The 24,577-nt window shown below is 53.7% G+C and carries 20 protein-coding genes; 12 read left to right on the top strand and 8 right to left on the bottom strand.

All coding sequences use genetic code 11. The features are described from left to right. Nucleotides 1-114: 114 nt before the first annotated feature. From HG66A1_RS12930 to HG66A1_RS12920, 3 genes are all read right to left on the bottom strand, one after another. On the bottom strand, nucleotides 115-645 hold the full coding sequence (locus tag HG66A1_RS12930; protein WP_145184318.1) for an SUKH-3 domain-containing protein: 531 nt from the start codon (nucleotides 643-645) through the stop codon (nucleotides 115-117). Continuing rightward, the gene (locus tag HG66A1_RS12925; RefSeq protein WP_145184315.1) at nucleotides 646-1,914 is read right to left on the bottom strand and encodes an NPCBM/NEW2 domain-containing protein; all 1,269 of its coding nucleotides are present in this window, start codon (nucleotides 1,912-1,914) and stop codon (nucleotides 646-648) included. Nucleotides 1,915-2,137: 223 nt separating this feature from the next. Further along, nucleotides 2,138-2,929: an outer membrane protein gene (locus tag HG66A1_RS12920; RefSeq protein WP_145184312.1), complete on the bottom strand. Its 792-nt coding sequence runs from the start codon at nucleotides 2,927-2,929 to the stop codon at nucleotides 2,138-2,140. 570 nt (nucleotides 2,930-3,499) lie between these two features. Between HG66A1_RS12920 and HG66A1_RS12915 the strand changes: the two genes are divergently transcribed. Then, entirely contained in the window at nucleotides 3,500-4,714 is a 1,215-nt protein-coding gene (locus HG66A1_RS12915; RefSeq protein ID WP_145184309.1) for a hypothetical protein, read from the top strand. Nucleotides 4,715-4,729: 15 nt separating this feature from the next. On the opposite strand, the gene HG66A1_RS12910 is transcribed toward HG66A1_RS12915, so the two are convergent. After that, nucleotides 4,730-5,302 (bottom strand): HdeD family acid-resistance protein, encoded by a 573-nt coding sequence (locus HG66A1_RS12910; RefSeq protein ID WP_145184306.1) that lies wholly within the window; start codon nucleotides 5,300-5,302, stop codon nucleotides 4,730-4,732. Nucleotides 5,303-5,705: 403 nt separating this feature from the next. Between HG66A1_RS12910 and HG66A1_RS12905 the strand changes: the two genes are divergently transcribed. Together HG66A1_RS12905 and HG66A1_RS12900 are read left to right on the top strand one after the other, a co-directional pair. After that, the gene (locus tag HG66A1_RS12905) at nucleotides 5,706-6,677 is read left to right on the top strand and encodes a DUF1559 domain-containing protein (protein WP_145184303.1); all 972 of its coding nucleotides are present in this window, start codon (nucleotides 5,706-5,708) and stop codon (nucleotides 6,675-6,677) included. An 87-nt stretch (nucleotides 6,678-6,764) separates the two neighbouring features. After that, nucleotides 6,765-7,205 carry a carboxypeptidase-like regulatory domain-containing protein gene (locus tag HG66A1_RS12900; RefSeq protein WP_145184300.1) on the top strand — a complete coding sequence of 147 codons (441 nt, stop codon included), beginning with the start codon at nucleotides 6,765-6,767 and terminating at the stop codon, nucleotides 7,203-7,205. Between the two features lie 41 nt (nucleotides 7,206-7,246). Here HG66A1_RS12900 and HG66A1_RS12895 read toward each other — a convergent pair whose 3' ends face one another. Then, nucleotides 7,247-8,410, bottom strand: a complete 1,164-nt coding sequence (locus HG66A1_RS12895; protein ID WP_145184297.1) for a prolyl oligopeptidase family serine peptidase — start codon at nucleotides 8,408-8,410, stop codon at nucleotides 7,247-7,249. Between the two features lie 216 nt (nucleotides 8,411-8,626). Here HG66A1_RS12895 and HG66A1_RS12890 point away from each other — a divergent pair, with 216 nt between their 5' ends. Further along, nucleotides 8,627-9,535, top strand: coding sequence for an alpha/beta hydrolase (locus HG66A1_RS12890; protein ID WP_145184294.1), 909 nt, complete (start codon nucleotides 8,627-8,629; stop codon nucleotides 9,533-9,535). A gap of 70 nt (nucleotides 9,536-9,605) precedes the next feature. Here HG66A1_RS12890 and HG66A1_RS12885 read toward each other — a convergent pair whose 3' ends face one another. Continuing rightward, on the bottom strand, nucleotides 9,606-11,126 hold the full coding sequence (locus HG66A1_RS12885; RefSeq protein WP_145184291.1) for a hypothetical protein: 1,521 nt from the start codon (nucleotides 11,124-11,126) through the stop codon (nucleotides 9,606-9,608). A 187-nt stretch (nucleotides 11,127-11,313) separates the two neighbouring features. On the opposite strand from HG66A1_RS12885, the gene HG66A1_RS12880 reads away from it, so the two are divergent. Next, nucleotides 11,314-13,038 carry an FAD-dependent oxidoreductase gene (locus tag HG66A1_RS12880; protein ID WP_232106821.1) on the top strand — a complete coding sequence of 575 codons (1,725 nt, stop codon included), beginning with the start codon at nucleotides 11,314-11,316 and terminating at the stop codon, nucleotides 13,036-13,038. A 9-nt stretch (nucleotides 13,039-13,047) separates the two neighbouring features. Here HG66A1_RS12880 and HG66A1_RS12875 read toward each other — a convergent pair whose 3' ends face one another. Together HG66A1_RS12875 and HG66A1_RS12870 are read right to left on the bottom strand one after the other, a co-directional pair. Then, nucleotides 13,048-14,178, bottom strand: coding sequence for an NAD(P)/FAD-dependent oxidoreductase (locus HG66A1_RS12875; protein ID WP_145184285.1), 1,131 nt, complete (start codon nucleotides 14,176-14,178; stop codon nucleotides 13,048-13,050). Between the two features lie 4 nt (nucleotides 14,179-14,182). Further along, nucleotides 14,183-15,529, bottom strand: coding sequence for an SAM-dependent methyltransferase (locus tag HG66A1_RS12870; RefSeq protein ID WP_232106820.1), 1,347 nt, complete (start codon nucleotides 15,527-15,529; stop codon nucleotides 14,183-14,185). Between the two features lie 568 nt (nucleotides 15,530-16,097). On the opposite strand from HG66A1_RS12870, the gene HG66A1_RS12865 reads away from it, so the two are divergent. The 7 genes from HG66A1_RS12865 to HG66A1_RS12835 all read left to right on the top strand — a co-directional run bounded on the left by HG66A1_RS12865 (nucleotide 16,098) and on the right by HG66A1_RS12835 (nucleotide 24,572). After that, nucleotides 16,098-17,438 carry a DUF1501 domain-containing protein gene (locus HG66A1_RS12865; RefSeq protein WP_145184282.1) on the top strand — a complete coding sequence of 447 codons (1,341 nt, stop codon included), beginning with the start codon at nucleotides 16,098-16,100 and terminating at the stop codon, nucleotides 17,436-17,438. A gap of 109 nt (nucleotides 17,439-17,547) precedes the next feature. Beyond that, entirely contained in the window at nucleotides 17,548-19,383 is a 1,836-nt protein-coding gene (gene recQ / locus HG66A1_RS12860; RefSeq protein ID WP_145184279.1) for a DNA helicase RecQ, read from the top strand. 351 nt (nucleotides 19,384-19,734) lie between these two features. Next, complete coding sequence (locus HG66A1_RS12855; RefSeq protein ID WP_145184276.1) at nucleotides 19,735-20,664, top strand: DUF1559 domain-containing protein; 930 nt, start codon at nucleotides 19,735-19,737, stop codon at nucleotides 20,662-20,664. Continuing rightward, on the top strand, nucleotides 20,654-21,112 hold the full coding sequence (locus tag HG66A1_RS12850; RefSeq protein WP_145184273.1) for a hypothetical protein: 459 nt from the start codon (nucleotides 20,654-20,656) through the stop codon (nucleotides 21,110-21,112). The genes HG66A1_RS12855 and HG66A1_RS12850 overlap by 11 nt, the downstream gene beginning before the upstream one ends. Nucleotides 21,113-21,189: 77 nt before the next feature. Then, nucleotides 21,190-21,966: a DUF3386 family protein gene (locus HG66A1_RS12845; protein ID WP_145184270.1), complete on the top strand. Its 777-nt coding sequence runs from the start codon at nucleotides 21,190-21,192 to the stop codon at nucleotides 21,964-21,966. Between the two features lie 43 nt (nucleotides 21,967-22,009). Then, nucleotides 22,010-23,653 (top strand): DUF4198 domain-containing protein, encoded by a 1,644-nt coding sequence (locus HG66A1_RS12840; protein WP_145184267.1) that lies wholly within the window; start codon nucleotides 22,010-22,012, stop codon nucleotides 23,651-23,653. A 118-nt stretch (nucleotides 23,654-23,771) separates the two neighbouring features. Then, nucleotides 23,772-24,572 carry a tetratricopeptide repeat protein gene (locus HG66A1_RS12835; RefSeq protein WP_145184264.1) on the top strand — a complete coding sequence of 267 codons (801 nt, stop codon included), beginning with the start codon at nucleotides 23,772-23,774 and terminating at the stop codon, nucleotides 24,570-24,572. Nucleotides 24,573-24,577 lie beyond the last annotated feature (5 nt).

Raw genomic sequence — 24,577 nt, 5'->3', positions numbered from 1 at the left:
CCGCTATCATCCTCTGTCTGGCAAGGTGAAGACTGACGTGACAGCAAAACAAAGCAGTGACTTTGAACTGGTTTAAATTGGTCGAAATTATTTCTATACTGTCAATTCTCTTCTTCACTCACTTTCTGGTGCAGGAAGTACTTCAGTGGGCTTAGTCGAAGCCGCGATGAGACAGTTCATGCTGTCTAATAGTGTTTCTCCAGCCAGGTAAACTCCGACATCGGAAATCAGGTAATATGCCCCGGACTCGCCGATGCACAGAGTTGCTCTCCGAAATACAGCCCCTACTGGACAGAGCACTTCATTCAATTTTTTTTCCCAATAAGACACCCTTTCAAATTCGCACACTGGATCGGTAGGAGAAAAAGAAAGTTCTTCTGGTCTATATTTCCCTTCAGGATTTATGGGAGGTGTAAATTGGAGTCCTCCAAAACATTTTAAAAACGCTTCAACATCAGGCGTTACTTCAAATCCATTCTCATTAATCGTTTGAATCCAGGGTGTTGGGTCAACAGACCGATTTTCGGTCCATCCATTTGCCTTAAGTATTGTTTCTACAGAGAGCCCAAATTTCATTTTTCGCTCGTATGCTTTCTCTAAAATCTTCAGATGATGACAGAAAGCCTCCTGCGATACCGCCAACATTCACTCAGTCTTCAACACCGGCTGTCCCCACACCGCCAGGTTATGGCTTGGTTCGGAACCTTCATCGGCGATTGTCTTCAGCGACAGCTTCAAGACCTCAGCCGAGGGCAGGGGGACGTCCAGTTGGACCGGTTCATCCCCCACACGCAGCGGTCTGGTGCGGACCAGTTCCTTGCCGTTTGCCTCGACCGCGAACATGACTGCTCCCTTCTTACCCGCGGTGGGATGCAGTCCGACATCGCACGTAAACCGCTTGAAGACACTCCCCGGGGCCAGCACGAAGTCCAGTTCGAACGGCGTCCCCATGCCATAGCCGGTTTCGTATCTGGTCTCATTAATCTTGAGGGGATGCAGTTGCCGCCGGGCGTCCATTGCCTGGTTCACCAGGAACGGCTTCACGTAATACGGGTGAGGAATCATCCGCCCCCGGAAATCGGGCAACCACTCTGTCAATGATTGATCAGCGAACAGAAACTCCTGATCGTCCACATGGTCCGTCGCCAGGCAGATCGCGGTAAAGATCACATCCGCCGTATGCCGACCGTTGGCCAGGGCCGCAGCTGCTCGATGTTCGTCCGCCTTGGTTCCGTCTCCCTGCATCGTGTCCTGTACGATGGGAATGATGTGCGCCGCGGCATTGTTCCGCAACAGCTTCTGATGCTCATAAATCCGCAGCGCCGCCTCAGCACGCGTCCGTCCCAAAAGTCGAGGCGTATACGCTTCGTCCGCCAGCTGGTAATTGCCGGAATCCATGAAGCCGCCCGCGCCAAACAGATAGTTATAGCGAGCCTTGTCCTTGGGGGGAGGCAGCAGTGTTTTGAGTTGCAGTTCGGAAACGGGACTGCTGTGTGCCGAGGGACAACCCGGATCTTCGTTCCAGTGACAGAGCACGCCCAGGAACTTCATCGCCTCATCCGTTTTACCCGCGTTCAGGTTATCAGCAATCTGCTCGAGGTACCATTGGATGGCCGTCGCACTCTGTGTCGGCGGGTTGACATCATGCAGTGAGAGCCGCACGCCCGGCACCAGGCAGTAGGGATCCAGTTGCGGCATCTTTCCACTGGCGTGCTTGTCCTGCAGTGACGTGTAATCCCGACAGAGACGGGTGAGATTTTCCTGGCCAAGCAATTCGGTTTGCCATTCAGGCAGCCGGGCCACCGCCCAGAGCCGAATCAGACGATGCCCTTTCCCCCAGGCCCAGAGCGATTCCGAAGCAGACAGGCACACGGCCAGAATCATCAATCCAGCAACAAGACGACACACACGCATGGCTCTTCCTCTATTACGGCTGAGTTCGGGGAATCGATCGAGAGACTTCGATTCTAAGCCGCCAGCTGACAGTGAGCAAGGAAGCCTTGACGTCTGTGATAACAAAAACCGCCTGAACCCCAGGGTCGGGATTCAGGCGGATCAATCATGCACTGCTGTCGTTCGAGGATGGTGTTGCTTCATTGTTTCTGTTTGTCTGATGGCAGATTGCTTCAGTAATCACTTACCGGCGACCAATCAGGTTCCCCAGCGAGTTAAACCGGATGCCCAGCATCACCTGGTGTGAGGTCAGGTCGGCAATGTAATTCCCGGCAGCGTTATTGGGATTAAAATTGTCATTCAGATCGACGAAGGTCGAACCGTAATCCATGTAGCGGTAACCCAGGTCCAATGTTACACGCTGACTGACATCCCAGGTCACGCCGCCCCCGATCTGCCAGGCAAAGCGATTGAATCGCGATTGACCGCTCACGTAGGTATCGTCAATGCTCACTTTTCCGCCGTTCGCTCCGATACCACCGCCGATATAAATCGTCTTGTTGTTTTTCAGCGGAAAATCGAGCCAGCAGTTGGTCATCACACTCCAGCGATCATCGTAGTCAACCACGTAGGTCTGGATAGGGCCTTCGAGCTGAAAGCTGGTCGTCGTCAGTCCGCCCAGATCACGGAAGGCGCCTTCGACTTCAAACCGCAGTGCCTTACACTTGCAGCCGATGGGAATGCGGGTCCCCAGGGCCAGGCCGAAATCATAGGCCACGTTATTGTCTGATCCGCTGTTCGCGGAAAAGGCCCAGGTATTAAACCCGCCGCTCTCCATGTGATTCACCGACGCGTAGTTGTTTGCGGAAATATAGAACGAAACACGGTCGGTCCAGCAGTCCTCGACACAGGGGACGCAGTCCAGTAAATCGTCTTCGTTAAAGCACTCGTAAACACCGGCCTGTGCGTCTGCTGCACAGAAGAAACTCGCAGACAACGTGACTCCCACAGCCAGAAAGGTTTTAAAGCAGTTCATCCTTCCCCCATGTCAAAAAAACAATGTTTGATTTTCAAAGTCTGTGTATCTGAGCCTGTATCCGAGAGTCGGCTTCGCTGGAGAAACCGTTACAGTTCCTTCTGCGTATCGTCCTCGTACCAGCGTCAGAATCCGACTTTCCGGCAGAACGGGGGAGGGAAACAGAATGTCACGTCGGTCGTAAGCATCAGCAGTGATCTATGCATTTGTCCGCAGGCACCAGTCGTGCTCAGCAGTTTTATCCTGACGTTTCTGGTGAACACGCCAGCTGTGCTCACTGTACCGCTCGGCTGAAATGCGGGGGAACAGTGCGGTTGTAACAGTTCTCAGCTCATATGACGCCCGTACTTGGACCCTGAGCCCTGCAATCTTTACGTAACACTGATAACAGCACCCGCTTCGGTGTCATCCGACTGAAAATATAGCGATTTTAGACAACTTATATGATTTACTTCCGCCATTTTACGTGGTACATTCAAACAGACAGCCGCCGGTGAGCTCAGCTCCTGCAGCGGCTCCTGCCTGCGATTATCCCTGAAATACGTTAATATCCCTGGAATTTCCCCGATCATGAATGTTTCGTTACGTCTGTCTTTGTTTGCACTTCTGTTCGCCGGTCTCTGTTTCACAACGGGCTGCAATCAGTCATCCCCTTCGGAATCCGCAGATTCCAGCAGTGAAACGGAAACCGAAGTCGCCAGCAGCAGAGAGCTCGAGTCACCCGAAGAACTGCTGAAAAAAGTAGAGCAGGCCATCGAAGTCTCGCAGCAGAAGTATCTCGAGTCGGAAAAGCATTCTCCCTGGGAAATCTTCCATGGCATTCTGGCTTTTCGCAAAGACTATAAAATCAAGAAAGATGGCCAGACCGTCAATGCCCTGGAATGGCTCTCTTCCGGAGTCACCTACGACGGCGAGCCCTGGTTCCAGAAAACCGAGTTCGGCGGACGTCCCCATCCTTACACAAAAGAGAATGCCTTCGAAGGTCATAAGAATCAGTCACTGGCGATCATGGCGATGGCTGACATCCCCTTAGATCATGAGGTTCAGACTCCCGATGGCCCCATCACCGTGGCAGACATGGTCGAAAATGCCAAGAAGGAAATCCAGGAAAATGAAGAGGTCACCTGGTCTCTGTGGGCCCTGGTCCATTACCTCGGACCGGACGCTGTCTGGTACGACAAAAAAGGGGAAGAGTGGCACATGTCAGACCTGGTCTACATGCAGAACAACACGATCACCAACGACTCCCCCTGTGGCGGTACACACGCTTTATTCGCACTCGCTTATGCCCGTAACACCTATCGGAATGCAGGTCATCGCCTGTCGAGTTACTGGCTGGAAGCGGATCAGAAACTGCAGCGTTACATTGAAGAAGCCAAAGCGATGCAGAATCTAGACGGTTCTTTCTCTTACGATTACTTCTTCCAGAAAAGCGCCTGCGAGAACTTCCAGGAGCGTCTGGAAACGACAGGGCATACGCTTGAATTCCTGATGATGGCGCTGCCCGATGATCGCCTCAACGAAGAATGGGTTCGCAAAGCAGTTTCTCTGCTGGCCAACGATATCATCGATAACAAAGGGGAAAAGGTAAACTATTCCGCGTTGTATCATGCCATCGATGGACTGGTCATTTACCGGAACCGGATGGATCCCAATCGCACGGCTCAGCTGGGCAGCAAAAGCTACAAGACACCGGATGAATCCACAGAAGCCAAGGCTAACGTGAAAGTTCTGAAACCGGTCACTCCCGCCGCCCCGGCACTGCCACCAGTGCCGAAGCAGTAGTTTACACGCCGCTTATTACTGCGGAGTTTCTGTATCCTGGGGAGTCGCTGATGGATCCTGCCCAGGCATTCCCGGCAGACTTCCCACGTTGATCAGGAAAAATCCGGTCATCAACAGGTCGACGCCGAGCAGGGTCCCTACGGCCCAAAGTCCGGAGAGAGGCCACTCAGCCGAGATCAGTCCCCCCAGCAGCAGCGAGATAATTCCGCTGAACAGTACCTGTCCCCAACCGGCAGCGGGTTTGAGACTGAAGGACATCAGAACCTTCCAGGTCCCTTCAAACAGGAAGAACATCGCCATCATCCATGTCAGGAACGACAACCCGAACAGGGGATGACTGATGATACCAAAGCCGCCGAGGATCATCAGAATCCCCAGGATGATGTGCATCATTTTGCCAGAAGTGTCACCGGCCTGTGATGTCTGAAACAGGTAGAGAAACCCTCCAAACAGCAGCAGGGATCCAATCACCAGCACAACCGCAGTCCCAGCTACAGCGGGTGTGATCAGAGAAATCACCCCGAGCACACAGAGAATGATTCCAGTCATTTTGAAGTTTTTGATGACGGGTGGAGTAGTGGTCGACATGGTGAGAACCTCGTCTGGGTTAAAAACAAAGTGCCGGGAATCAACAATTTATAGTACTGTTCAAAGCGGGACATAATCCACTTTCAGTGAGAGATTGTGCCCAATAATCAGGCAATAACAGCTGAAGCAGAGCCCGATTACGCTGTTCCATTCTACTTCGGACAACATCGCGGATTCACTCAAGAAAACTCAAAAGTTCTATTTTAATCTGATTATGCACAAAAAAACGGTCAGACTGGGCCACGACTCACACTGATTGGCACGCTGCTTGCTTAACGATATTTATTATCTTTTTCTAATGACTGAACATTCTGAATTCGGTCACGCCAGAATTACATGACTGGCAGAGATCGTGCGGCTGTTCTCTCATCGATCGTCATCATTCTTTCGTAAGGAGTCTTCTGTGTCCTGTCCCAAACCACGCCGTAAAGGATTTACGCTGATCGAACTGCTGGTGGTGATTGCCATCATCGCTATCCTGATTGCGCTCCTGCTGCCCGCTGTTCAGCAGGCACGTGAAGCAGCACGACGCTCAACCTGTAAGAACAATCTCAAACAACTGGGACTGGCACTGCATAACTACAACGAAACGTTTGGGGTACTGCCTTACTCTGTTTCTCACTCTGGTTCATGCAGCGGGGGTTCTGCCAGCACAGCCGGTAAAGTCACCCTGAATCACCGCGGCTGGTTACTGCTGCTGCCCTATCTGGAACAGAGCTCCTTGTACAATAAGTTCAACGCCAGTCTGGCTACGGGTTCCTACAACCCCGCCGGCGGTACGATTGTCGCTCCCGGTGCTTCTGGAAATGCCAATGACGAAGTCGTCTCGACCATCGTTAAGGCTTTCCATTGTCCCTCCGACGCGACCCCCGAAGTCTACAGCACGACTTCCAGCACTCACTACTCAATTTCTCCCGGAAACTCATCCCTGCTGGGTGTCTTCACCAACTATGATTTCAGCACCAACAGTGAATACACTACCTGCACCAACTGGGGTTCTCTGGGAGTCTCCTCACGTCCCATGTTTGGCTTTAATGGCTGTGCGAAATTCCGTGATGTCACCGACGGCATGAGTAACACGGTCGCAGTCGTCGAGACCACACGTCTGGTTGCCAACGGTGAAGGAACCGCCTGGGGCTTCGCGAAATGGGTTGGCAATGGTACCAACTTCGCGGGAGCCAACATCAACACCTGGTACTCCACCGGCCCCATTGGAAATCTCGCATCCTGGGGTTACTCGGGAAGCCTCCACACGGGCGGATGTCATGTTCTGCTCGGCGATGGCGCCGTTCGCTTCATCAGCGAAAACATTGACGCCACCACCCGTGTCTATCTCTCGTACATCGCCGATGGAAAAGTACTCGGCGAATTCTAATCTCTGACTGACAGTTCCATTGATCAATCGGCGGCACTGTTGTCGCCGGTTGATCTTTCTCCAGAAATTTCATTCGAAACGAATCCCATGGCTGTAAGATTTTTTTGTATCCTGTCGTTAGTGTGCCTGACTGCCTGCGGCAGCTCAGAGACCAAGCGTGATGATTTAAAAACCTTTCCCACCTGGGGAACCGTAACGATTAAAGGCAAAGCGGTGCCGGGTGTCTCTGTGGTTTTCTTTCCCGATGGACAGACCAACGGGCAGGGGGGACGAGGCACCACCGATGAGTCAGGCCAGTTCATGCTCCGCTACCAGGACGGCCGCGATGGCGTACCTCCCGGAAACTACCGCGTGCTGTTTGAACATTTCGTGATGCCCGATGGTTCCCAGGTTCCCGAAAGCGAATTCCCTGCAGACGTCGGTGCCATCAATCAACTGCCCCACAAGTTCAGTGACTTCGGCACCTCGCCTTTCAAGGCAACCGTTCCGGAAGGGGGCACATCAGATCTGGAATTCGATCTGAAATAACGTTCGACCGTCTCGGTTGACTTTCACCAGATGCATTCAGATTACTGCTGCTGATCCAGTTGATCCTGTAGCAGCCAGTATTCGAAGAAGCGATAGATCTGCTCATTGGATTCCGGGTTCGGTGAATGCTTTTCACGATTGGTCATCGCGACCCGGTTTTTATATCCCAGGAATTCATTTACTGCGATCGTGTGATTCAGCGCCCGCCACTGACTGGGAGGATCTTCCGAACCGCCGGATACCAGGAATGGACGTGGCGCCATCAACGCATGCAGTTCATGCAGATCGTAGCCTTCTTTGACGAGCCGTTTATACAGACCGGTTCTTGGATTCTCTTTGGTCGGCAACCCCCGTTTGCGGAAATCGGGCCCTTCATAACCCAGGTACCAGGGTTCCCAGTAATTCACGCTGGGACGCTTTTCATTGAAGACGATCCCGCCGTCCGACCAGGCAGCACAGGCGAATTTATCGTACAGGCAGGAAGCGAACATCGACCACTTGCCGCCATACGAGTGCCCCATGACTCCGATCCGTTCGGGATCGACTTCACTGCGGTTCGCCAGCACATGAAAGGCATTCGCTGCTCCATAAGCCAATGCAGACAGCGGCTGGATCTCCGCTTTCTCGCGATTGGGATAGTAGAGTGAATAGTCATGGCCGACAGAAAATGTCACGAAACCCCGTTTGGCCAGGGCCCGGGCAAAGTCCCGATTTTCGCCTTTCAGGCCGACACCGGTCTCCGGTTCATAATAGACCACCAGCACAGCCGGACGACTGTGATCCGGCTTCGCACCATCGGGAATCAACAGGTAACCGGTATTCGGATGCCCGGGAGCAATGTCGAACTGAACCGTGTACTGCGTATAACCTTCCTTCTGTTCCTGCTTGAGAGTTTTCACATCGGGATGTTCATTCACGGGCGGCCATTCGCCCATCATTGTGTGCCAGGTCTTGAGAATTTCCTGACGACGCTTCTGCCAGTCCGCTTTGGTTTTCACCGGACTGCCATCGTAGAATTTCAGCGGTGTTTTCAAATCCCCCAGGTCACCTTCAAATTCCGAACCGGGTTCAAAAAAGGGAGCGATCTGCTGCCAGAGTTGCTGGGCGCGTGCGGGAGTTACTTCTGGCGTCTCATCACCGGCCTGCAGCAGAGATGTACTCAACAGACTCCACAGCACCAATCCACTTAGAAACCATTGTTTCATCAATACACTCTCCCTTTTCAACGGTTGTTTTCTCCAGAGCAGCTCATTCTTCACACTCCAGCATCATAGCCCGTCCGGGGATTGAAAGGAACTCCTCGCATTAGATTCTTGATTCCCATCCCAAAACTGCGCAAGATGATCAGAAAGGAATTCGTTTTCTTTTAAATACTTCCTGGTAATTTTCACCCGATCACCCGATATCAAGGATCTCGTCCTATGCAACGCCTGTTACTCTCGCTCGCTGCGGCTTTGACACTGATGACATCAACGGCCCTGGCGGCAGATCAGCCGAAACCGACCTATGCTGATGTTTCCTACGGTCCCTACAAAATGGACAAGCTTGACTTCTGGGAAGCCAAAGGGGAAGGACCGCGACCGCTGCTGGTTTACATCCACGGAGGTGGCTGGATCGGTGGTGACAAAGCCCGTCTGCCCGGTAATATCAAAACGTTTCTGGACAAAGGCATTTCCTACGCAGCAGTGAATTACCGTCTGACGGGGGAAGCACCGCTGCCTGCTCCCGTACATGATGCGGCGCGTGCGATTCAGTTCCTGCGGCACAAAGCCAAAGAGTGGAACATCAACAAGAATAAAATTGCTCTGACCGGGGGCAGCGCCGGCGCCTGCACATCCATGTGGCTCCTCTGTCATGACGACATGGCCGACCCCAAAGCAAAAGACCCGGTCCTGCGTGAATCAACGCGGGTCACCGCAGCAGCCGTTGGCGGGGGCCAGACTTCCATCGATCCCAAGGTCATCGAACCCTGGCTCGGTCCGAACGTGCTCAAGCATGCCATGATTTACAAATCAGTGGGTGGTAAAAGCATGCAGGAAGTCATGGACAACTACGAAAAGCACGCAGCCCTGTACAAGGAATTCTCTCCCTACAACCACGTGACCGCCGACGATCCACCACTGCTGATGACGTACGGCAACAACATGAAACTCCCTTCAGAAAACGCCGGCCACGGAATCCATCACCCGGTCTACGGTGTCAAAATGAAAGAGAAAGCCGATAAGGCGGGCATGGAATGTCATCTCCTGATTCCCGGTGTTTCGCAATCAGAGAAATATAAAAACACGAATGACTTCCTGATCGATAAACTCACAGGCGATGATTCGTAATCGGCTCGCGACTGTTTGACCGAAATCAAAACACAGAGTCAGTCCCTGAGCAGACATGGCTCTGTGATTTTTATTGCGCAAACTGGTCAGCAGCGAGCCGTGGATCGGACAGATCCAGGCGATACATGATCTGATTGTAATCGTAACGCGGCGTTTTAACTTTATTCCCCGAGAAGAGCGTTGTATAAGTCCCCTCAAAATAAATCAGCCGCCCGTTTTCCCGGGCAAACAGGGGATGCTGCTTCGGATTGTAAAAGCTGTACCTGTCGTGTGTCACGATCTTGCGGCCCCACTTCCAGGGCCCCAGCGGGCTGTCTGCTTCCGAATACCAGATCTCACCCAGCATCGAGGTCCCGTTCTTCTGCGAAGCGATCATCGTCCACTTGCCGCGATAGGCGTTCCAGGCTACCGAACTGTTATGCAGCTGCACACGTTGCTTTGTCTTCAGATCACGAAACTGGAAAAATGCTTCCTCCGGTCGCAGCTGCTGCTCAGCGATGAGCCTCTGCTCCAGATCATCACTCAACGGGGGAACTCCTTTCCGCCAGGTATATTTCACATGCCCCCGGTCATCGCGATCGACGGTCCCGAGACCTTTCTTAGCCCCCGGCTGAAGATACGAGTAGGTTTCATATTCACTGAGTTGTCCCAGGGCATCCACAGTTGCAGGCACACGGATCAGGGGAATCTCCAGTCCGAACAGCAGATAATCACGCCCCTCCATTTCATGCCGCACCGGATGACCAACCGGGTAGAGCGGTGCGTCGAAATCGAATGTCTTCCGTTTTTCAAACCGGTTCGTTTCTGAATTGAATTCGACCAGCCCCCGTTCATAGACCGTCAGTGGAGCCTTCACCTTCACATATTTCGCAAATAGACGCTCCCGGCCCGATTCATCCTCCAAGGTCACCAGCGCATCGATCCAGGTCGGCCCCGGTCCCGGCATCGGGCAGATCTGGCTGGCAAAGCCACTCTCATCGACGAAATACTCCAGGTTGATTCCCCGCTCGATCGGCAGACCTCCCCGCTCGGGCAGTTCCGAGATGGCCCCGGGAACCTGAAAGTTCCCCAGAGGATAACTGGTGCGGTTCGTATCTCCCCAGAACCAGTAGACCCGCCCCTGAAATAACGTGTTCTGCACACTGTCCGATCCCAGCACCTGCGCATTGAGTACCGGATGCTTCAAAGGCACCGGTTCCCCCGTCAGCAGGCTGTCCCGATAGATTCCGCCTCCCGTAATGCGATAAAGCCGTTCCGCCACGTTGATGCGTTTCAGTTCCAGAACGGCGTTCCCGCCCGATGTCACTTTCAGCTTCTTACCCCGGTACCCGAATCCATCCGCGGGATATTCATAACCATGACTGCGAATGAAAAAATAGACTTCCTGATTCACCAGTCCCGGTTCATTTACCGCAGCGATCCCATTGCTGTCGGTCACATACTGAATCTCATTGACGGTCTTCAACTCGACCAGCGGAATGCCCCGTTTTGTAGCGGCGTCGATCACACGAATCTCGAAACAGTCACTCGCCAGCGACAACCGGGGAGCACAACACCAGGTGATGAGCAGCAGCCACACGATGTTCCGCATCAAAGTCTCTCCCATTTTTCTTGTCACGATTATTCATTCACCAGATAACTTCACTTTCGTTCGGTCTCGCTTCCGATATACTAAACAAGATAAAGTAAATCAGCTCGCATTATCTGTGAGACCGGTGATTCGCTTATCTTAATCAATCATCCCCGACAATCTCACCCGTTTTCTGAAATCTATTCTCATGCATCGACGACGTTTCCTGCAACAGTGTGGCTTTTACGGTTCCGGTATCTTCAGCCTTGGTTTTCTGCAGGCGATGCAGTCCCGTAGTGCCGCTGCCACGATGCCACGCGAACTGAAAGCAGATGTTGTCGTGATCGGCGCTGGTCTGGGAGGCTGTGCTGCCGCCCTCGCAGCTTGCCGCAACGGCGCGTCGGTGATTCTGACAGAACCCACCGACTGGATCGGCGGGCAGATTTCACAGCAGGCGGTCCCCCCCGATGAGCATAAGTGGATTGAGTCCTTTGGACGCACACAGAGCTACGCCCAGCTCCGGGCTCTGATCCGCGACTATTATAAACAGCACTACCCGCTGACGAAAAAAGCCCGCCAGCTGGAGAACCTGAATCCGGGCAACGGTTCGGTCTCCCGGATCTGCCATGAACCCCAGGTCGGCGTCGCAGCCCTGCAGTCCATGCTGGCACCACTGATCAGCAGTGGTCAGCTCACACTGCTCGTCAACACTCAGCCGGTGTCAGCAGCCTGCACAGGCGACCGCATTGAAAGCGTTGAATGTCAGATCGCAGGCAGTGGTCACCCCGTCACACTAAACGGCACTTACTTTGTCGATGCCAGCGAAGAAGGGGACCTGCTCCCGCTGACGAAAACGGAATACGTACTCGGTGCAGAATCGCAGGCGCAGACCGGCGAACCGCATGCCCCGGAAACAGCCAATCCGCAGAACATTCAAGCCCTCACTCACTGCTTTGCCATCGATCATCGGGAAGGGGAAGACCACACCATCGATCGGCCTGCAATGTATGATTTCTGGAAAGACCATGTGCCTCCACTCACACCCGCCTGGTCCGGTAAGATTCTTTCACTCGATTACTCACACCCGCGTACGCTCAAACCCAAAGCGCTCTCGTTTGTCCCCTCTGGAAAAGAGAGCCCTGCGCCCCGCACGAAATCACTCAATCTCTGGCTGTACCGCCGAATGATTGATCGCAGCAACTTCACTCCCGGTTCGTATGCCAGTGACATCACCGTCGTCAACTGGCCGCAGAACGACTATATGCTGGGGAACATTACCGACGTTAGCCCGGCAGAGCGGGAGAAACAGCTTCATGCCGCCAAACAGCTCAGCCTGTCACTTCTCTACTGGCTGCAGACCGCAGCTCCCCGCCCGGACGGCGGAGAAGGCTGGCCAGGCCTGCGTCTGCGGAAAGATATAGTGGGAACAGAAGACGGTCTGGCGAAGTATCCCTACATTCGCGAGTCCCGCCGCATCAAAGCGGAGCTGACCATCAAGGAACAGGACCTGACCTACAACGAACGTCTCAATGTGCAGGGCAAGGATCAAAAGCCGCTGCTGGCCAAGCCCTTCGCCGACTCGGTTGGCATCGGTTATTATCACCTGGACCTGCACCCCAGTACGGGGGGTGACAACTACATCGATATGGGAAGCGTGCCATTCCAGGTCCCACTGGGTGCGTTGATTCCGGAACGTGTCGAAAACCTGATTCCGGGTTGCAAAAACATTGGAACGACACATATCTCGAACGGCTGCTATCGTCTGCATCCCGTGGAATGGTCGATTGGCGAAGCAGCAGGCGCCCTCTGTGCCCACGCACTGTCGAGTCACTCGACACCACGTCAGATCAGAAACACGCCACAGCAACTGGCAGACTTCCAGCAAAAGCTGACCGGGCAGGGTATCGAACTTGAATGGTCCCAACTGAGTTAAATCGCGGTCTCAGCTGCGAACCAGCGGGGGAAGATGCTGCTGCAGGAACCAGCGATTCAGCAGCACCTTGCGGGTAAACCACTGGGTTCCCATTAATTGTCGTCCCAGGAACTGACGGAAGACATCGGGCAGCATGCTGTGCGCAGGCTCATCCGGCCAGGGACCGAATCGTTCCAGCAGTCGGTCCTGATAGATCTGTAGCTGTCCTTTATCAAAATTCGGCTGACAGTTCTGCAGCACATCTGCCGCCATCAGCCCCGATTCAATGGCCGGACGAATTCCCTCGCCACTTTGTGGTGATGCCAGGCCGGCGGCATCGCCGATCAGCAGCAGAGCGTCGTCAATGATTGTGCGCTTCTGCAGACCATACAGGCGATAAGCGTGTCCTTTGAATTTTCCGAGGATGTCCCTGGGAACGCGTTGTTCCCGATCCAGGTACTCCGTGAACTCATCCCGGGCCGTGGAGAGTTGCTTCTCTCCTTCGCGACCGATGCCTACATTGAGATATCCGTCCTTCAGAAAACACCAGGCATAGCCTTTGAAATCGCGACAGAAATAAAGCTCCGGCGTATCGGGCTGAACGCGGCACCGCTGCTGTTGTTCGGGAGTGAGTTGAACTTCGGTCTCCTGGGCCAGGACCACGGAATGATCGCCCGCATGTTTGTCGTTGATCTCGCGCGCCACCGGACAGAAATGACCTCCGGCACCGATCACCATTTTTGCAGAAAGATTCCCGTTCACCAGCCAGCCGTCCGCTGTCCGTTCGAGGGACTGAAAGGACTCTCCCAGCCGGGCCCGGGCTCCACAGCGCTGCAGCAGGTAGTGATCGAATTCGCAACGACGAATCCCGTAGCTGACCGTTTCGGGGTACTCAGTGTGCAGCGTGCTTCCCCCAATCAGACCGGTGCGAAAGCGACTGATAGGCTGCAGAACATGCCCGTGTGAATAATCCTTGAGATCGAGTTCCAGCAGCTCTGCCACAGCCGGGGTGATCCAGCCGGCACAGACTTTGTCCCGGGGAAATGTCGCTTTGTCGAGAATCAGCACATCCAGCCCCGACTCGCGAAGCCCCCAGGCACAGGATGAACCGCCCGGACCTCCGCCCACAATCAGTACATCACAGCTGTCTGTCTCTGACACTGGTCTATCCTTCTACTGAACCAGACTCCCGCTCCTGATACAGGCCGGCCCGGGTCCAGGGTATTTCGTTATTGGCTCCATTCGTAAAGACCACCTGAAACAGCTGCAGCGAACCGGAGCGGAACGCAGCGACCGAAGCCGACAGATAAAGTCGCCAGGTACGGATAAAGGTTTCATCGAACATATCGCGGACCTGGTCGATGTTCTGCTCATAGCGTTCCAGCCAGTGCTCCAGCGTCCGGGCATAATGCAGCCGGATGTTTTCGACATCGAGTACGGAAAACTTCTGCGGCTCAAAGATCCGCATGAATTCACTCAGACTGGGAACGTGGGCACCGGGGAAGATGCGTTTGGTCGTCCAGCTGTCGAGCACCCGGGGCGAATTACAACCGATCGAATGAATCAGACCACGTCCGTGGGGACGCTGACAGCGGGCAATCACGCGTCCCAGTTCTTCGTAGTTCTTCAAACCGACATGCTCCAGCATCCCAACCGAAACGAACGAGTCATAAGAACCCGTAATATTCCGCCAGTCGTCTTCGACAAATTCAACCTGTTTTTCAAGCCCTTCGCGCCTGGCACGTTCGCGGGCATATGCAAGTTGCTCGCGGGAAATATTGAAAGCACGCACATTCACGCCATAATGTTTCGCCATGTGAATCGCCAGCGCGCCCCAGCCACAGCCGGCTTCCACAACCGAGCCCCCCGGCTTTAATCCGACTTTGCGACAGACATGATCCATTTTGGCGATCTGGGCCGCTTCGAGTGTATCGTCGGGGTCTGGAAAATAGGCACAGGTATAGGCCAACTGTTCGTCGAGCCAGAGCTGATAGAAGTCATTGCCGATATCGTAGTGATGGTGAATGTTGTGCCGGGCGGCATCGATGGTGTTTCGTTTCAACCAGCCCAGACTTCTGCGAAATCGGTCTCGATAGAATCCCTGCGTATCGACTTTGTGAGTGCCCTGGTCAATCGCTTCATTAAATTCGACCAGTCCCCCCTCGACCTCGATGGTTCCCAGTGAATAGCCGTCTCCGAAATACAAACTCGGATCGAATATCAGCTTGTACAATGTACTGCGATTGCGAATATGGGCGCGAACCGAAACGGGGGTTGTCGCCGTAGTGATGACACTGCCGTCCCACAAGACCACTTCGACTTCCGGATTCCCGGCTTTTTCGAGCATGGTCCGCATCAGCCAGCGGTCCAGTTTTGAAGAGTCACCGCTGGTAGGGGGAGGGGGTTGAAACAACGGAGTCTGTTGAGAAGCCAGTTCTACTGGACTTTCAGAATCACTCGACTCACTTGAGGAAGCTTGCCTGGTCTTAAAATCAGAGTTGATTGGATTCACCTTTGATCTCCCTAACTAAAGCGATCAGAATCTCATTCAGTAAGCAAACGCTGGCTGTTCCCTCGATTTCAAACGTATTTAGAATTAAGTACTTCCCCTTATTTTCTCACTCAGATTTTAAAATTCAAATCTTTTTTGGCTTTATGAACACTATTCTGAGAATTTCCAGAAATTGAATTGACCTGTTCTTTAATAAGAGCCTCTGATCAATTTTGACGATTTCAATCCACATCAGTCCCGGAAAAAGCTGTCAGAGCAGGGGATTCTGCAGGAAAATATTGCGGAAATCACGATCACGGAAAAACTGGTCCCCCCGGGGCACGAATTTCTTCTGAAATGATTAAAAAGCCTCTCGATTGCCAGACTTTGATCAGTTTACCAGGTCTGGAATCTCAGCTGATTTTTCCTGATCTGAAAGCCGAGTTTTGAAGTTTGGGCTTGGAATTCCGCCTCGCGAAGTGCTACAATTTCATATATCAATGCTTTTTGATCATTGATATCACTCCTGCCAGGCGCAATGCCCGATAACCTCACTAAACTCCTGCCCTTCCTTGAGAAAGGATTTTTCATGCTGTCTATCTGGGGACCGGAAAAGAAGCTCTGCGATCGTATTTCCCGTCGGGAAATCCTGAAAATCGGTGCGCTGGGACTGGGTGGCATCAGTCTGCCTCAACTTCTCCAGGCAGAATCCGCAGCAGGCAGCAGTAAACGACACAAAGCCGTCATCATGATTTACATGTGCGGCGCACCTTCGCATCAGGATATGTACGACCTGAAGATGGACGCCCCCGCGGAAATCCGCGGCGAATTCCGTCCCATCGACACCCGCGTCCCCGGCTTCCAGATCTGTGAGCATCTGCCACGTTTAGGTAATATCGCCGAGAAGATCATTCCCCTGCGTTCGGTCTATGGTTCTCCCAATGGCGCTCACGATTCATTCATCTGTTACACCGGTCGTACGACTCGGAACCAGCCGGCGGGCGGATGGCCGTCTATCGGTTCGGTCGTCTCCAAAATTCAAGGCTCCGCTGATCCTGCTGTGCCTCCCTTCGTAGGGCTCGCCCCCGATACAGGGCATCCCCCTTACGGCTCTCCGGGGCTTCCCGGATTCCTCGGCGTGAGCCATTCCGCTTTCCGGCCTTCAGGTCCTTCGCGTAAGAACATGGTCCTGAATGGCATTGATGAAGCACGACTGAACGATCGCAAACAGCTGCTGGCCACCTTCGATCAATTCAAACGCGATGCCGATGCCAGCGGCTCGATGCAGGGGATGGATGACATGAACCAGCAGGTGTTCAACATCCTGACTTCCAATCGACTGGTCAACGCCCTCGATCTTTCCCAGGAAGATCCTGCCGTCCGGGAACGCTACGGAAAAGGCGATCCTAAAAACTACGGCGATGGCGCACCGCGTAACCTGGAACACTTCCTGATGGCCCGCCGCCTGGTGGAAGCTGGTGCCCGAATCGTAACCTTGAACTTCGGTCGCTGGGATTTCCACAGCAACAACTTTGGCGGTCTGAAAAACACTCACCTGCCACAATTCGACCAGGGTCTGGCCACACTCATCGAAGACCTGCACGAGCGGGGCATGGCCGACGATGTCGCCGTGGTCGCCTGGGGCGAATTCGGACGAACTCCCAAGATCAACAAAGATGGCGGCCGCGATCACTGGCCGGCCGTTGGAGCAGGCCTGCTTGCCGGAGGCGGTTTCAAGACCGGTCAGGTCATCGGCGCCACCGATCGTCTGGGAGCCCAAGTAGCAGACCGTCCGATCCACTTCGGTGAAGTCTTTGCCACGCTCTACCGCCACCTGGGCATTGATTTCCACGGTACTACCATCCCCGACCTCGCCGGACGTCCACAATACCTGGTCGACGACTACGAGCCACTGCACGAAGTGCTCTAGAAGAATTGACGTTCCAGCGACGTTACATCCTTTAGCTTTTGAGCTTCAGCCGTTACGATAGGGATCTGCCTGCACAGGCAATTTTGCTCTACTAATAACGGAAACGATCATGGCTGAAACAGGGATGGACGACGCGTTACTGGATGTCTTGCACGAATACTGGGGATATTCCGAATTTCGCCCCCTGCAGCAGTCCGCGATGACCTCGGTGCTGGAAGGCCGCGATTCACTGGTCGTCCTGCCGACGGGGGGGGGGAAATCTCTCTGCTACCAGGCTCCTGCGCTCTGTATGGAAGGGACCGCGGTTGTTGTCAGCCCGCTGATTTCCCTGATGAAAGACCAGGTCGATGCGCTCCGCGTCTGTGGCATCTCCGCCGCCTGTCTCAACAGTTCCCTAGACCAGGAAGAAGCCCGGCAGGTCTTTCGAGATCTGCGTGCAGGCAAGATCAAGCTGCTGTATGTCGCGCCCGAACGGCTCATGCTCGAGAGTATGCTCAGCATGCTCGCCGAAATCAAGCTGGCTTATATCGTCATCGATGAAGCACACTGCGTGAGTATGTGGGGACATGACTTTCGCCCCCATTATCGGGAACTGCAGGAACTGAAACGCATCTTTCCGCAATGCGGCATTCACGCTTACACCGCCACCGCGACGGAACTGGTTCGCAACGATATTGCCAGTCAGCTCGGCCTGCAGGATCCGGAACTGCTCATCGGTTCGTTCGATCGTCCCAATCTGAGTTACACCGTCGCCCGCCGGAGCAATCGCTTCTCGCAGGTCTGCGAGGTCATCGACCGCCACCCGGATGAACCCGGTGTAATTTACTGTATCTCCCGGGCCGATGTGGAATCGCTGAGTGAGTCGCTCAACGACGCTGGCTACGAAACACGCCCCTATCACGCAGGATTGCCCGATGCAGAACGTGCAGGCAACCAGGAAGCCTTCATACAAGATCAGATCGATGTGATCGTCGCCACTATCGCGTTCGGCATGGGCATCGACAAGCCTAACGTCCGCTATGTAATTCATGCAGGCCTGCCCAAGTCACTGGAAAATTATCAACAGGAAAGCGGTCGGGCAGGGCGGGACGGACTCGAAGCCGAGTGCGTGCTGCTCTATTCCGAGCAGGATGCGATGATCTGGCAACGGATCCTCGAAGATCAGCCTGACGAATCCAAAGCGAGCGCCTTTGAATCACTGCAGGCGATGCAGAACTACTGTCACGCGTTCGACTGTCGGCACCGCTACCTGATGCGGCACTTTGGTCAGGACCTGGAAGAGGACTGCGAAACGGCCTGCGATCTCTGCCGGGGAGAATTCAAGCAGGTCGACGACGCCCAGGTGATCGGACAGAAAATCCTCTCCTCGGTCTATCGTCAGGATCAGAATTTTGGAGCATCCTATACCGCAGCAGTCTTGAAAGGTTCCAAAGACAAAAAAGTACTCAATAACGGACACGACCAGTTGAGTACCTACGGTCTGTTGAAAGGGGAAAGCCTGACGACAATCCGCAGCTGGCTCAACCAGCTGGTGACCCAGGGATTCCTGACCAAGACCGCTGAGTACCAGCAGCTGCGAATCACGAAGACCGGCTGGCAACTCCTCAAAGGGGAAGCGACACCACAGCTCATGCAGACGACACAGGACAGCCAGGCTGAAAAGTCACAGCGTTCCCGCGACAAGTTCGACAACCTGAACTGGAAGGGGGTCGATAAAGGGCTGTTTGAAGTGCTCCGCGAACTGCGGAAGCAGATCGCCGGCGATAAAGGGATTCAGCCCTACATGGTCTTCGGCGACGCCACACTGCGAGAACTGGCCCGCCATAAACCGGCAACCACGGCACAATTCCTCGAAATCTGGGGCGTGGGTCAGAAAAAATGCGATGATTTCGGGGCTCCGTTCCTGGAATCGATCGCTGAATATGAGAATGAATCTCAAGACTAATACTCGACCATCCTCTCCTATTTTTCTCTCGGCGTCTCTTTTACGCCCGCTTTCTGTCCATCACCAAAACAAGCCACAACTCTTAAGTGACTACACAATAGACACTTAATACACATCATTTTGATTTTATTAATTTTCACAAAATTCGCTGTCTAAATTCTTGCAGTGCAGGGGAGGCGATTATACCATTCTCCTATTGAGATTGAGTTTCAATTTCATTCAGCCAGCCAGCGAACATGACGCTTCTGCATGAGTAGCCAGCCAGCCAGAACAGTCGGGCGTTGAGCTGATCCGTCGGATCGGTTCAATCTTCATCACTCTGGTTCAGTTCTGCTTTTTCAAGGAGACGTCATGCTAACCCGCCGTCGCACCCCTCGTGGTTTCACTCTCATCGAATTGCTGGTCGTGATCGCTATTATCGCGATCCTGATCGCACTGCTACTCCCCGCCGTCCAGCAGGCCCGTGAAGCCGCCCGCCGGACCCAATGCAAAAACAACCTCAAACAGATCGGCCTGGCCGTTCACAACTATGCCGACGTCTACACTACTCTCCCCAATGCTAACTGCGGTAATTCCGACTCCATCACAAGTGGAGGTAGTCTCTTTGTTTCGATCCTCCCCTTCATCGATCAGTCGAACGCATATAACCTTTACAATTTTGATCTGAATAACTCAGACCCTTACAACGTGACGGTCACTTCACAGAAGCTACCGTTTTATATGTGCCCCACATCGCCGATGCGTCGCGCTGTCCCCAGTTGTTCAGATGATAATGGCCGTGCTCCCGGACACTATGCGGTCTGTGGAGGGACAGAAGACTACAATATTTACTGGAGCCACGTTGGCGATCCGGTTCCAGCACAGAATGGTGCCATCGTATACACAGGCAGCACCGCCGGTAAAATTCGATTCCGGGACATCACCGATGGTACCTCCACGACACTGTTAATCGGAGAAACCGCTTACAACCTGCCGGACTATAAATTCACCAGTGCCAGTTCCAGTTGTAATGGTCAGACTCGTTACGGATTCACTTACTGGGCTAATCCCTACCCGGGATCAACCGTCTGCTTCACGGCTGCAGACTTTAATCCTCACGATGTTGCTAACGACTCTGTCTTTGACAGTAACTGGAGAAAATCATTCCGCAGCGACCACGTCGGTGGCGTACAGTTCGTCTTTGTCGATGGCTCAGTACACTTCATCTCCGAAAACATTGATGCCGACCTGCTGGATGCCCTGGCAACCCGAAATGGCGGGGAGGTGATCGGTGAATTCTAAACAAGTATCAATCTCTTTGTGCTTCTGCCTGGTTCTGTCTGCTTTGACAGGCTGTGGATCTTCTAACGAATACCCCCGTGCTGCGGTGCGGGGGATCGTGACCCTGGATGGCGATCCGCTCTCCCAAGGTGTTATCCGCTTTATTCCGGATGGTGAAAACGAAGGCCCCCAGGCTTCAGCCTCAATTCGCGAGGGAATTTTCAATGTACCTGTTGATTTCGGACCCGTTGTAGGCACCAATCGGATTGAGATCATCTCCACTGATGACGGCGGCTTTCCCGAGGATGATGAAGAGGCTTTCAAACGTTTGAAAGCAGAAGGTATTAAAAGAATCGAAGTTGTCAAAGTCCCTCCGCAATACAACAAACAGAGCAAATTGACCAAGTCCATCAGTGCAGAGCAAGACAACGATTTTATCTTTGCCCTGACATCGACTGCTAAGAAATAAACCTGTTTGAAGTTTGACTTCAATCCCCACTTTCCGCCAACGCGAACCTACTTACTTCATAACGATGGAGACATCCGATGCCGTTTCGCCAAAGAATCACGCGAGAGCTCAAACAATGGGGCCTGGCTGGCCTGATCGTTTTGCTGGCGCTCTCTGCCACCATGGAATGGACGCCTGCCCGGGAACAGGAATCGACCGATTCCCAGCAGGAAAAAGCAGCCGCGACCAAGATGTACCAGAAGGTCAGAGAAGCCCGGGCGACCTGGCGTGACTTTCCCGGTTTTACGGCAGATGTCACCGTCTGCTACAATGGGAAGTGCACCACCGGGAAACTCGTCGCAGACAATCAGTTCAAAATCAAGCTGACGCTGCAGGACGAGTCACTTTCCGAGTGGAGTCTGCCCAAGCTGCAATCCGTGATTGGACATCGGAAATACCGTCAGCAGAAACCAATCCCCGCCACGTTCGCTGATCAGGAAGTCGATCATCCACTCGGTCGCCTGGTCAACATTGACGGCAAGAACGTTTCGTTTCGCCTGCAGGGGGATGTCATGACAGAAGTCCATCGCCGCTCTGATAAATCGTGGTTTACGATTTCCACGCTGGACGTTCTGCGGACCAAAGAAAATGAAACCCTCCCGCAGGTCACCTCCGTGACTTATCGCAATCCCCAGACAGGCGAAATTCTGTCCAACCGCAGCAATACGTTTGCCTTCACCCGGGTCGGCAAGTTCGACCTGCCCACAACTATGCTGACCGTAGAATGTGGCGAAAAATTCGAACGCAACGTCGGTTCCATCAAGCTGACAAATCACCGCCTGCTGACCGACTCTGCACTCTCACAAACTAACTGAGATGATTTCTAATCAGCTACTCGCCTTTTGAAAGTAAATTGAAATGAAAAGACTCAAATTCTCCGCCGCCATGCTCTGCCTGCTGGCAGTCGTCGCGACAAACCAGGCATACGCCCATTTCCTCTGGCTGCTTCCCCAGGCCGAAGGCAAGAATAACGCTGCCAAAGTACAGCTCTACTTTGGTGAGGTCGCCGAACCCGATGATCCCGATCTGCTGAAACGACTCACCAGCATCAAAGTCTGGGAGAAACAGCAGAAAGGCAAACTGCAGACCTACTCCCTGACAGCCGGCGATGACTCGCTGTTTATCACTCCCGAACCCAAAGGCGCCGGTAAAGCCGCTTATGGGCTGAATCACACCTATGGCGTGATCACGCGCGGCGAGAGCAACTTCCTGCTCAAGTACTACGCCAAGACCTTCCCGCAGAAAAGTCAGCAGGTCTGGAATAAGATCACCTGCACCGAACAGCTGCCCCTGGAAATCATCCCCACTCTCAAAGGGGAAGAAGTCATCCTGCAGGTCAACCTGAACGGTAAACCGCTGGCTGGTGCAGAGGTCAAAGTCATCGGTCCTGAAACCACCAGCGAAACGGTCACCGCCAGCACCAACGACCAGGGTCAGTACCAGTTCAAACTCAGCAAAGGCCTGTATTCGATCCGCGCCAAACACGTGGAAGAAAAAGCAGGCGAACATAAAGGGGACAAGTACGACAGCATCCGTCACTACTCCACACTGACGCTCCCTTACGTGCCCGTAGCCGAAAAAACGGAAACGACCGCTGTCGACAGCAAATATCCTCAGCTACCCGATGCCATTTCCAGTTTCGGTGCCGCCGTCAGTGGAGATTACCTCTACGTCTATTCCGGGCACACCGGACGCGCCCATCAGCACAGCGCTGACAACCTCTCGCAGAACTTTCAGCGGCTCAACCTCAAGCAGCCCAAAAACTGGGAAACGCTGCCGCTCAAAACTCCCTTACAGGGCCTGGCCATGGCACCTCACGGAGAAAGTGTCTACCGGGTCGGTGGCCTGTCGGTCACGAACAAAAAGGGGGAAGAATCCCTGATGGAATCGCTGCCCAGTGTGGAACGCTTTGAGCCCGGCAAAAACAGCTGGGAACCAGTCACCGCGATGCCCAACGGACGCTCTTCACATGACGCAGTCTTCCTGGGAGACCAGCTTTACGTTGTGGGTGGCTGGCAGATGCGAAAAGGGGATGAATCGATCTGGCAGGAGAATATGCTGGTCTTCGATGCTGCTGCAGACAAACCCGCATGGAAAACCATTAAGCAACCCTTCCAGCGTCGGGCTCTCTCCGCTGCTGCCCACGAAGGGAAAATCTACGCTATGGGAGGCATCGATGCTGATGGCGATATCAGCCACGAAGTCGATGTCTACGACACCCAGACCGGCAAATGGTCCAAAGGACCGGAACTGCCCGGCAGTACCATGAACGGCTTTGGTACCACCGCCTGGAGTCTGGGTGGCCAGCTCTACTTCAGCGGTATGGATGGCGGCGTTTTCCAGTTGGATCTGAAGAACAACCAATGGAAGCAGGTGGGCTCACTGGCCACACCCCGTTTCTTCCATCGTCTGCTCCCTGACAGGAACGGTGGTCTGCTCGCCATCGGAGGCGCTTCACGCAAAGGACACCTCAAAACGATCGAGCAGATTCAGTTGAATTAAAGTCAAGTTTTCCGCTTGAAGAGACAAGAGTTCTGTTCTGGATACGCCCCATTCCGGGAACTCTTGTCTCTCCTCTTTTTCAGGTGAAACCTGACGATTTCCTTCAGAGAGGATGACTATGGAAACACAGCAAACGCTTCAGGGCGCCATTGATCTGTTTCGGCAGGGACTGCATTACCAGGCTCTGGACCAGATCACTCAGTTGCACGCCGTTGATCCCGATGCCGGAAAAGCCTGGGAACTCAAAGGACTGATTGAAGACTCGCTCAGCTGGCACAACACCTCAATCCATTCACTCGAAACGGCCACAACACTCATCCCGCTGTCGGCTTCCGGGCAATACGTTCTGGCTAAGAACTACCTGGAAACCGGTAAAACCGCTCTGGCCCAGTCGGTATTCACGATCCTCTTACAGCGAGAAGATATTCCGGATCGGCTGCTGCCCGCACTCTCGACCTACCTGGGACGACACTCCGAGATGAAACATCTGGCGCTGCAGGCCTGCCGCAAAGCAGTCCGCCGCGATCCGGATCAGGCCGATTCCTGGCTGGGGATGGCCCACTTTATGAATCAGCTCGGTTACCCGCAACGACAGGTTGCCAGCATTCTCCGCAAGGCAGTCAGTCTGGATCCGGAGAACCGACATTACAGACTCGCACTCAGTAACCTCCTCGAACACATGGGACAGTTCGACGAAGCCTACCGCGTTGTCAAACAGATCAGTCGCTCAGAATTACAGCAGATCCACTGTAGCAGCTGCCTGGAAAGGCTCATGGCCATTTTTCAAGATGCGAATGACCAGATGCGTTACGACATCTGCCGGAACAAACTGCTGCAACTGCAATCCCCCACACAATCAGAGAGAGGCCCGTTCGTTAGAAATCGCCTGCCGAAGCCTCCTCGACAGATACGCCATTGAGTCCT

Source organism: Gimesia chilikensis (assembly GCF_007744075.1).
Lineage (GTDB): Bacteria > Planctomycetota > Planctomycetia > Planctomycetales > Planctomycetaceae > Gimesia > Gimesia chilikensis_A.
Note: the sequence above shows the minus strand (reverse complement) of the source record. Positions and strands in the feature narration are given on the sequence as shown.

Excerpts from the sequence above, each read along its gene's own strand:
- HG66A1_RS12930 (WP_145184318.1), bottom strand. The coding sequence starts at position 645 with ATGTTGGCGGTATCGCAGGAGGCTTTCTGTCATCATCTGAAGATTTTA.
- HG66A1_RS12925 (WP_145184315.1), bottom strand. The coding sequence starts at position 1,914 with ATGCGTGTGTGTCGTCTTGTTGCTGGATTGATGATTCTGGCCGTGTGC.
- HG66A1_RS12920 (WP_145184312.1), bottom strand. The coding sequence starts at position 2,929 with ATGAACTGCTTTAAAACCTTTCTGGCTGTGGGAGTCACGTTGTCTGCG.
- HG66A1_RS12915 (WP_145184309.1), top strand. The coding sequence starts at position 3,500 with ATGAATGTTTCGTTACGTCTGTCTTTGTTTGCACTTCTGTTCGCCGGT.
- HG66A1_RS12910 (WP_145184306.1), bottom strand. The coding sequence starts at position 5,302 with ATGTCGACCACTACTCCACCCGTCATCAAAAACTTCAAAATGACTGGA.
- HG66A1_RS12900 (WP_145184300.1), top strand. The coding sequence starts at position 6,765 with ATGGCTGTAAGATTTTTTTGTATCCTGTCGTTAGTGTGCCTGACTGCC.
- HG66A1_RS12895 (WP_145184297.1), bottom strand. The coding sequence starts at position 8,410 with ATGAAACAATGGTTTCTAAGTGGATTGGTGCTGTGGAGTCTGTTGAGT.
- HG66A1_RS12890 (WP_145184294.1), top strand. The coding sequence starts at position 8,627 with ATGCAACGCCTGTTACTCTCGCTCGCTGCGGCTTTGACACTGATGACA.
- HG66A1_RS12885 (WP_145184291.1), bottom strand. The coding sequence starts at position 11,126 with ATGCGGAACATCGTGTGGCTGCTGCTCATCACCTGGTGTTGTGCTCCC.
- HG66A1_RS12880 (WP_232106821.1), top strand. The coding sequence starts at position 11,314 with ATGCATCGACGACGTTTCCTGCAACAGTGTGGCTTTTACGGTTCCGGT.
- HG66A1_RS12865 (WP_145184282.1), top strand. The coding sequence starts at position 16,098 with ATGCTGTCTATCTGGGGACCGGAAAAGAAGCTCTGCGATCGTATTTCC.
- recQ (WP_145184279.1), top strand. The coding sequence starts at position 17,548 with ATGGCTGAAACAGGGATGGACGACGCGTTACTGGATGTCTTGCACGAA.
- HG66A1_RS12855 (WP_145184276.1), top strand. The coding sequence starts at position 19,735 with ATGCTAACCCGCCGTCGCACCCCTCGTGGTTTCACTCTCATCGAATTG.
- HG66A1_RS12845 (WP_145184270.1), top strand. The coding sequence starts at position 21,190 with ATGCCGTTTCGCCAAAGAATCACGCGAGAGCTCAAACAATGGGGCCTG.
- HG66A1_RS12840 (WP_145184267.1), top strand. The coding sequence starts at position 22,010 with ATGAAAAGACTCAAATTCTCCGCCGCCATGCTCTGCCTGCTGGCAGTC.
- HG66A1_RS12835 (WP_145184264.1), top strand. The coding sequence starts at position 23,772 with ATGGAAACACAGCAAACGCTTCAGGGCGCCATTGATCTGTTTCGGCAG.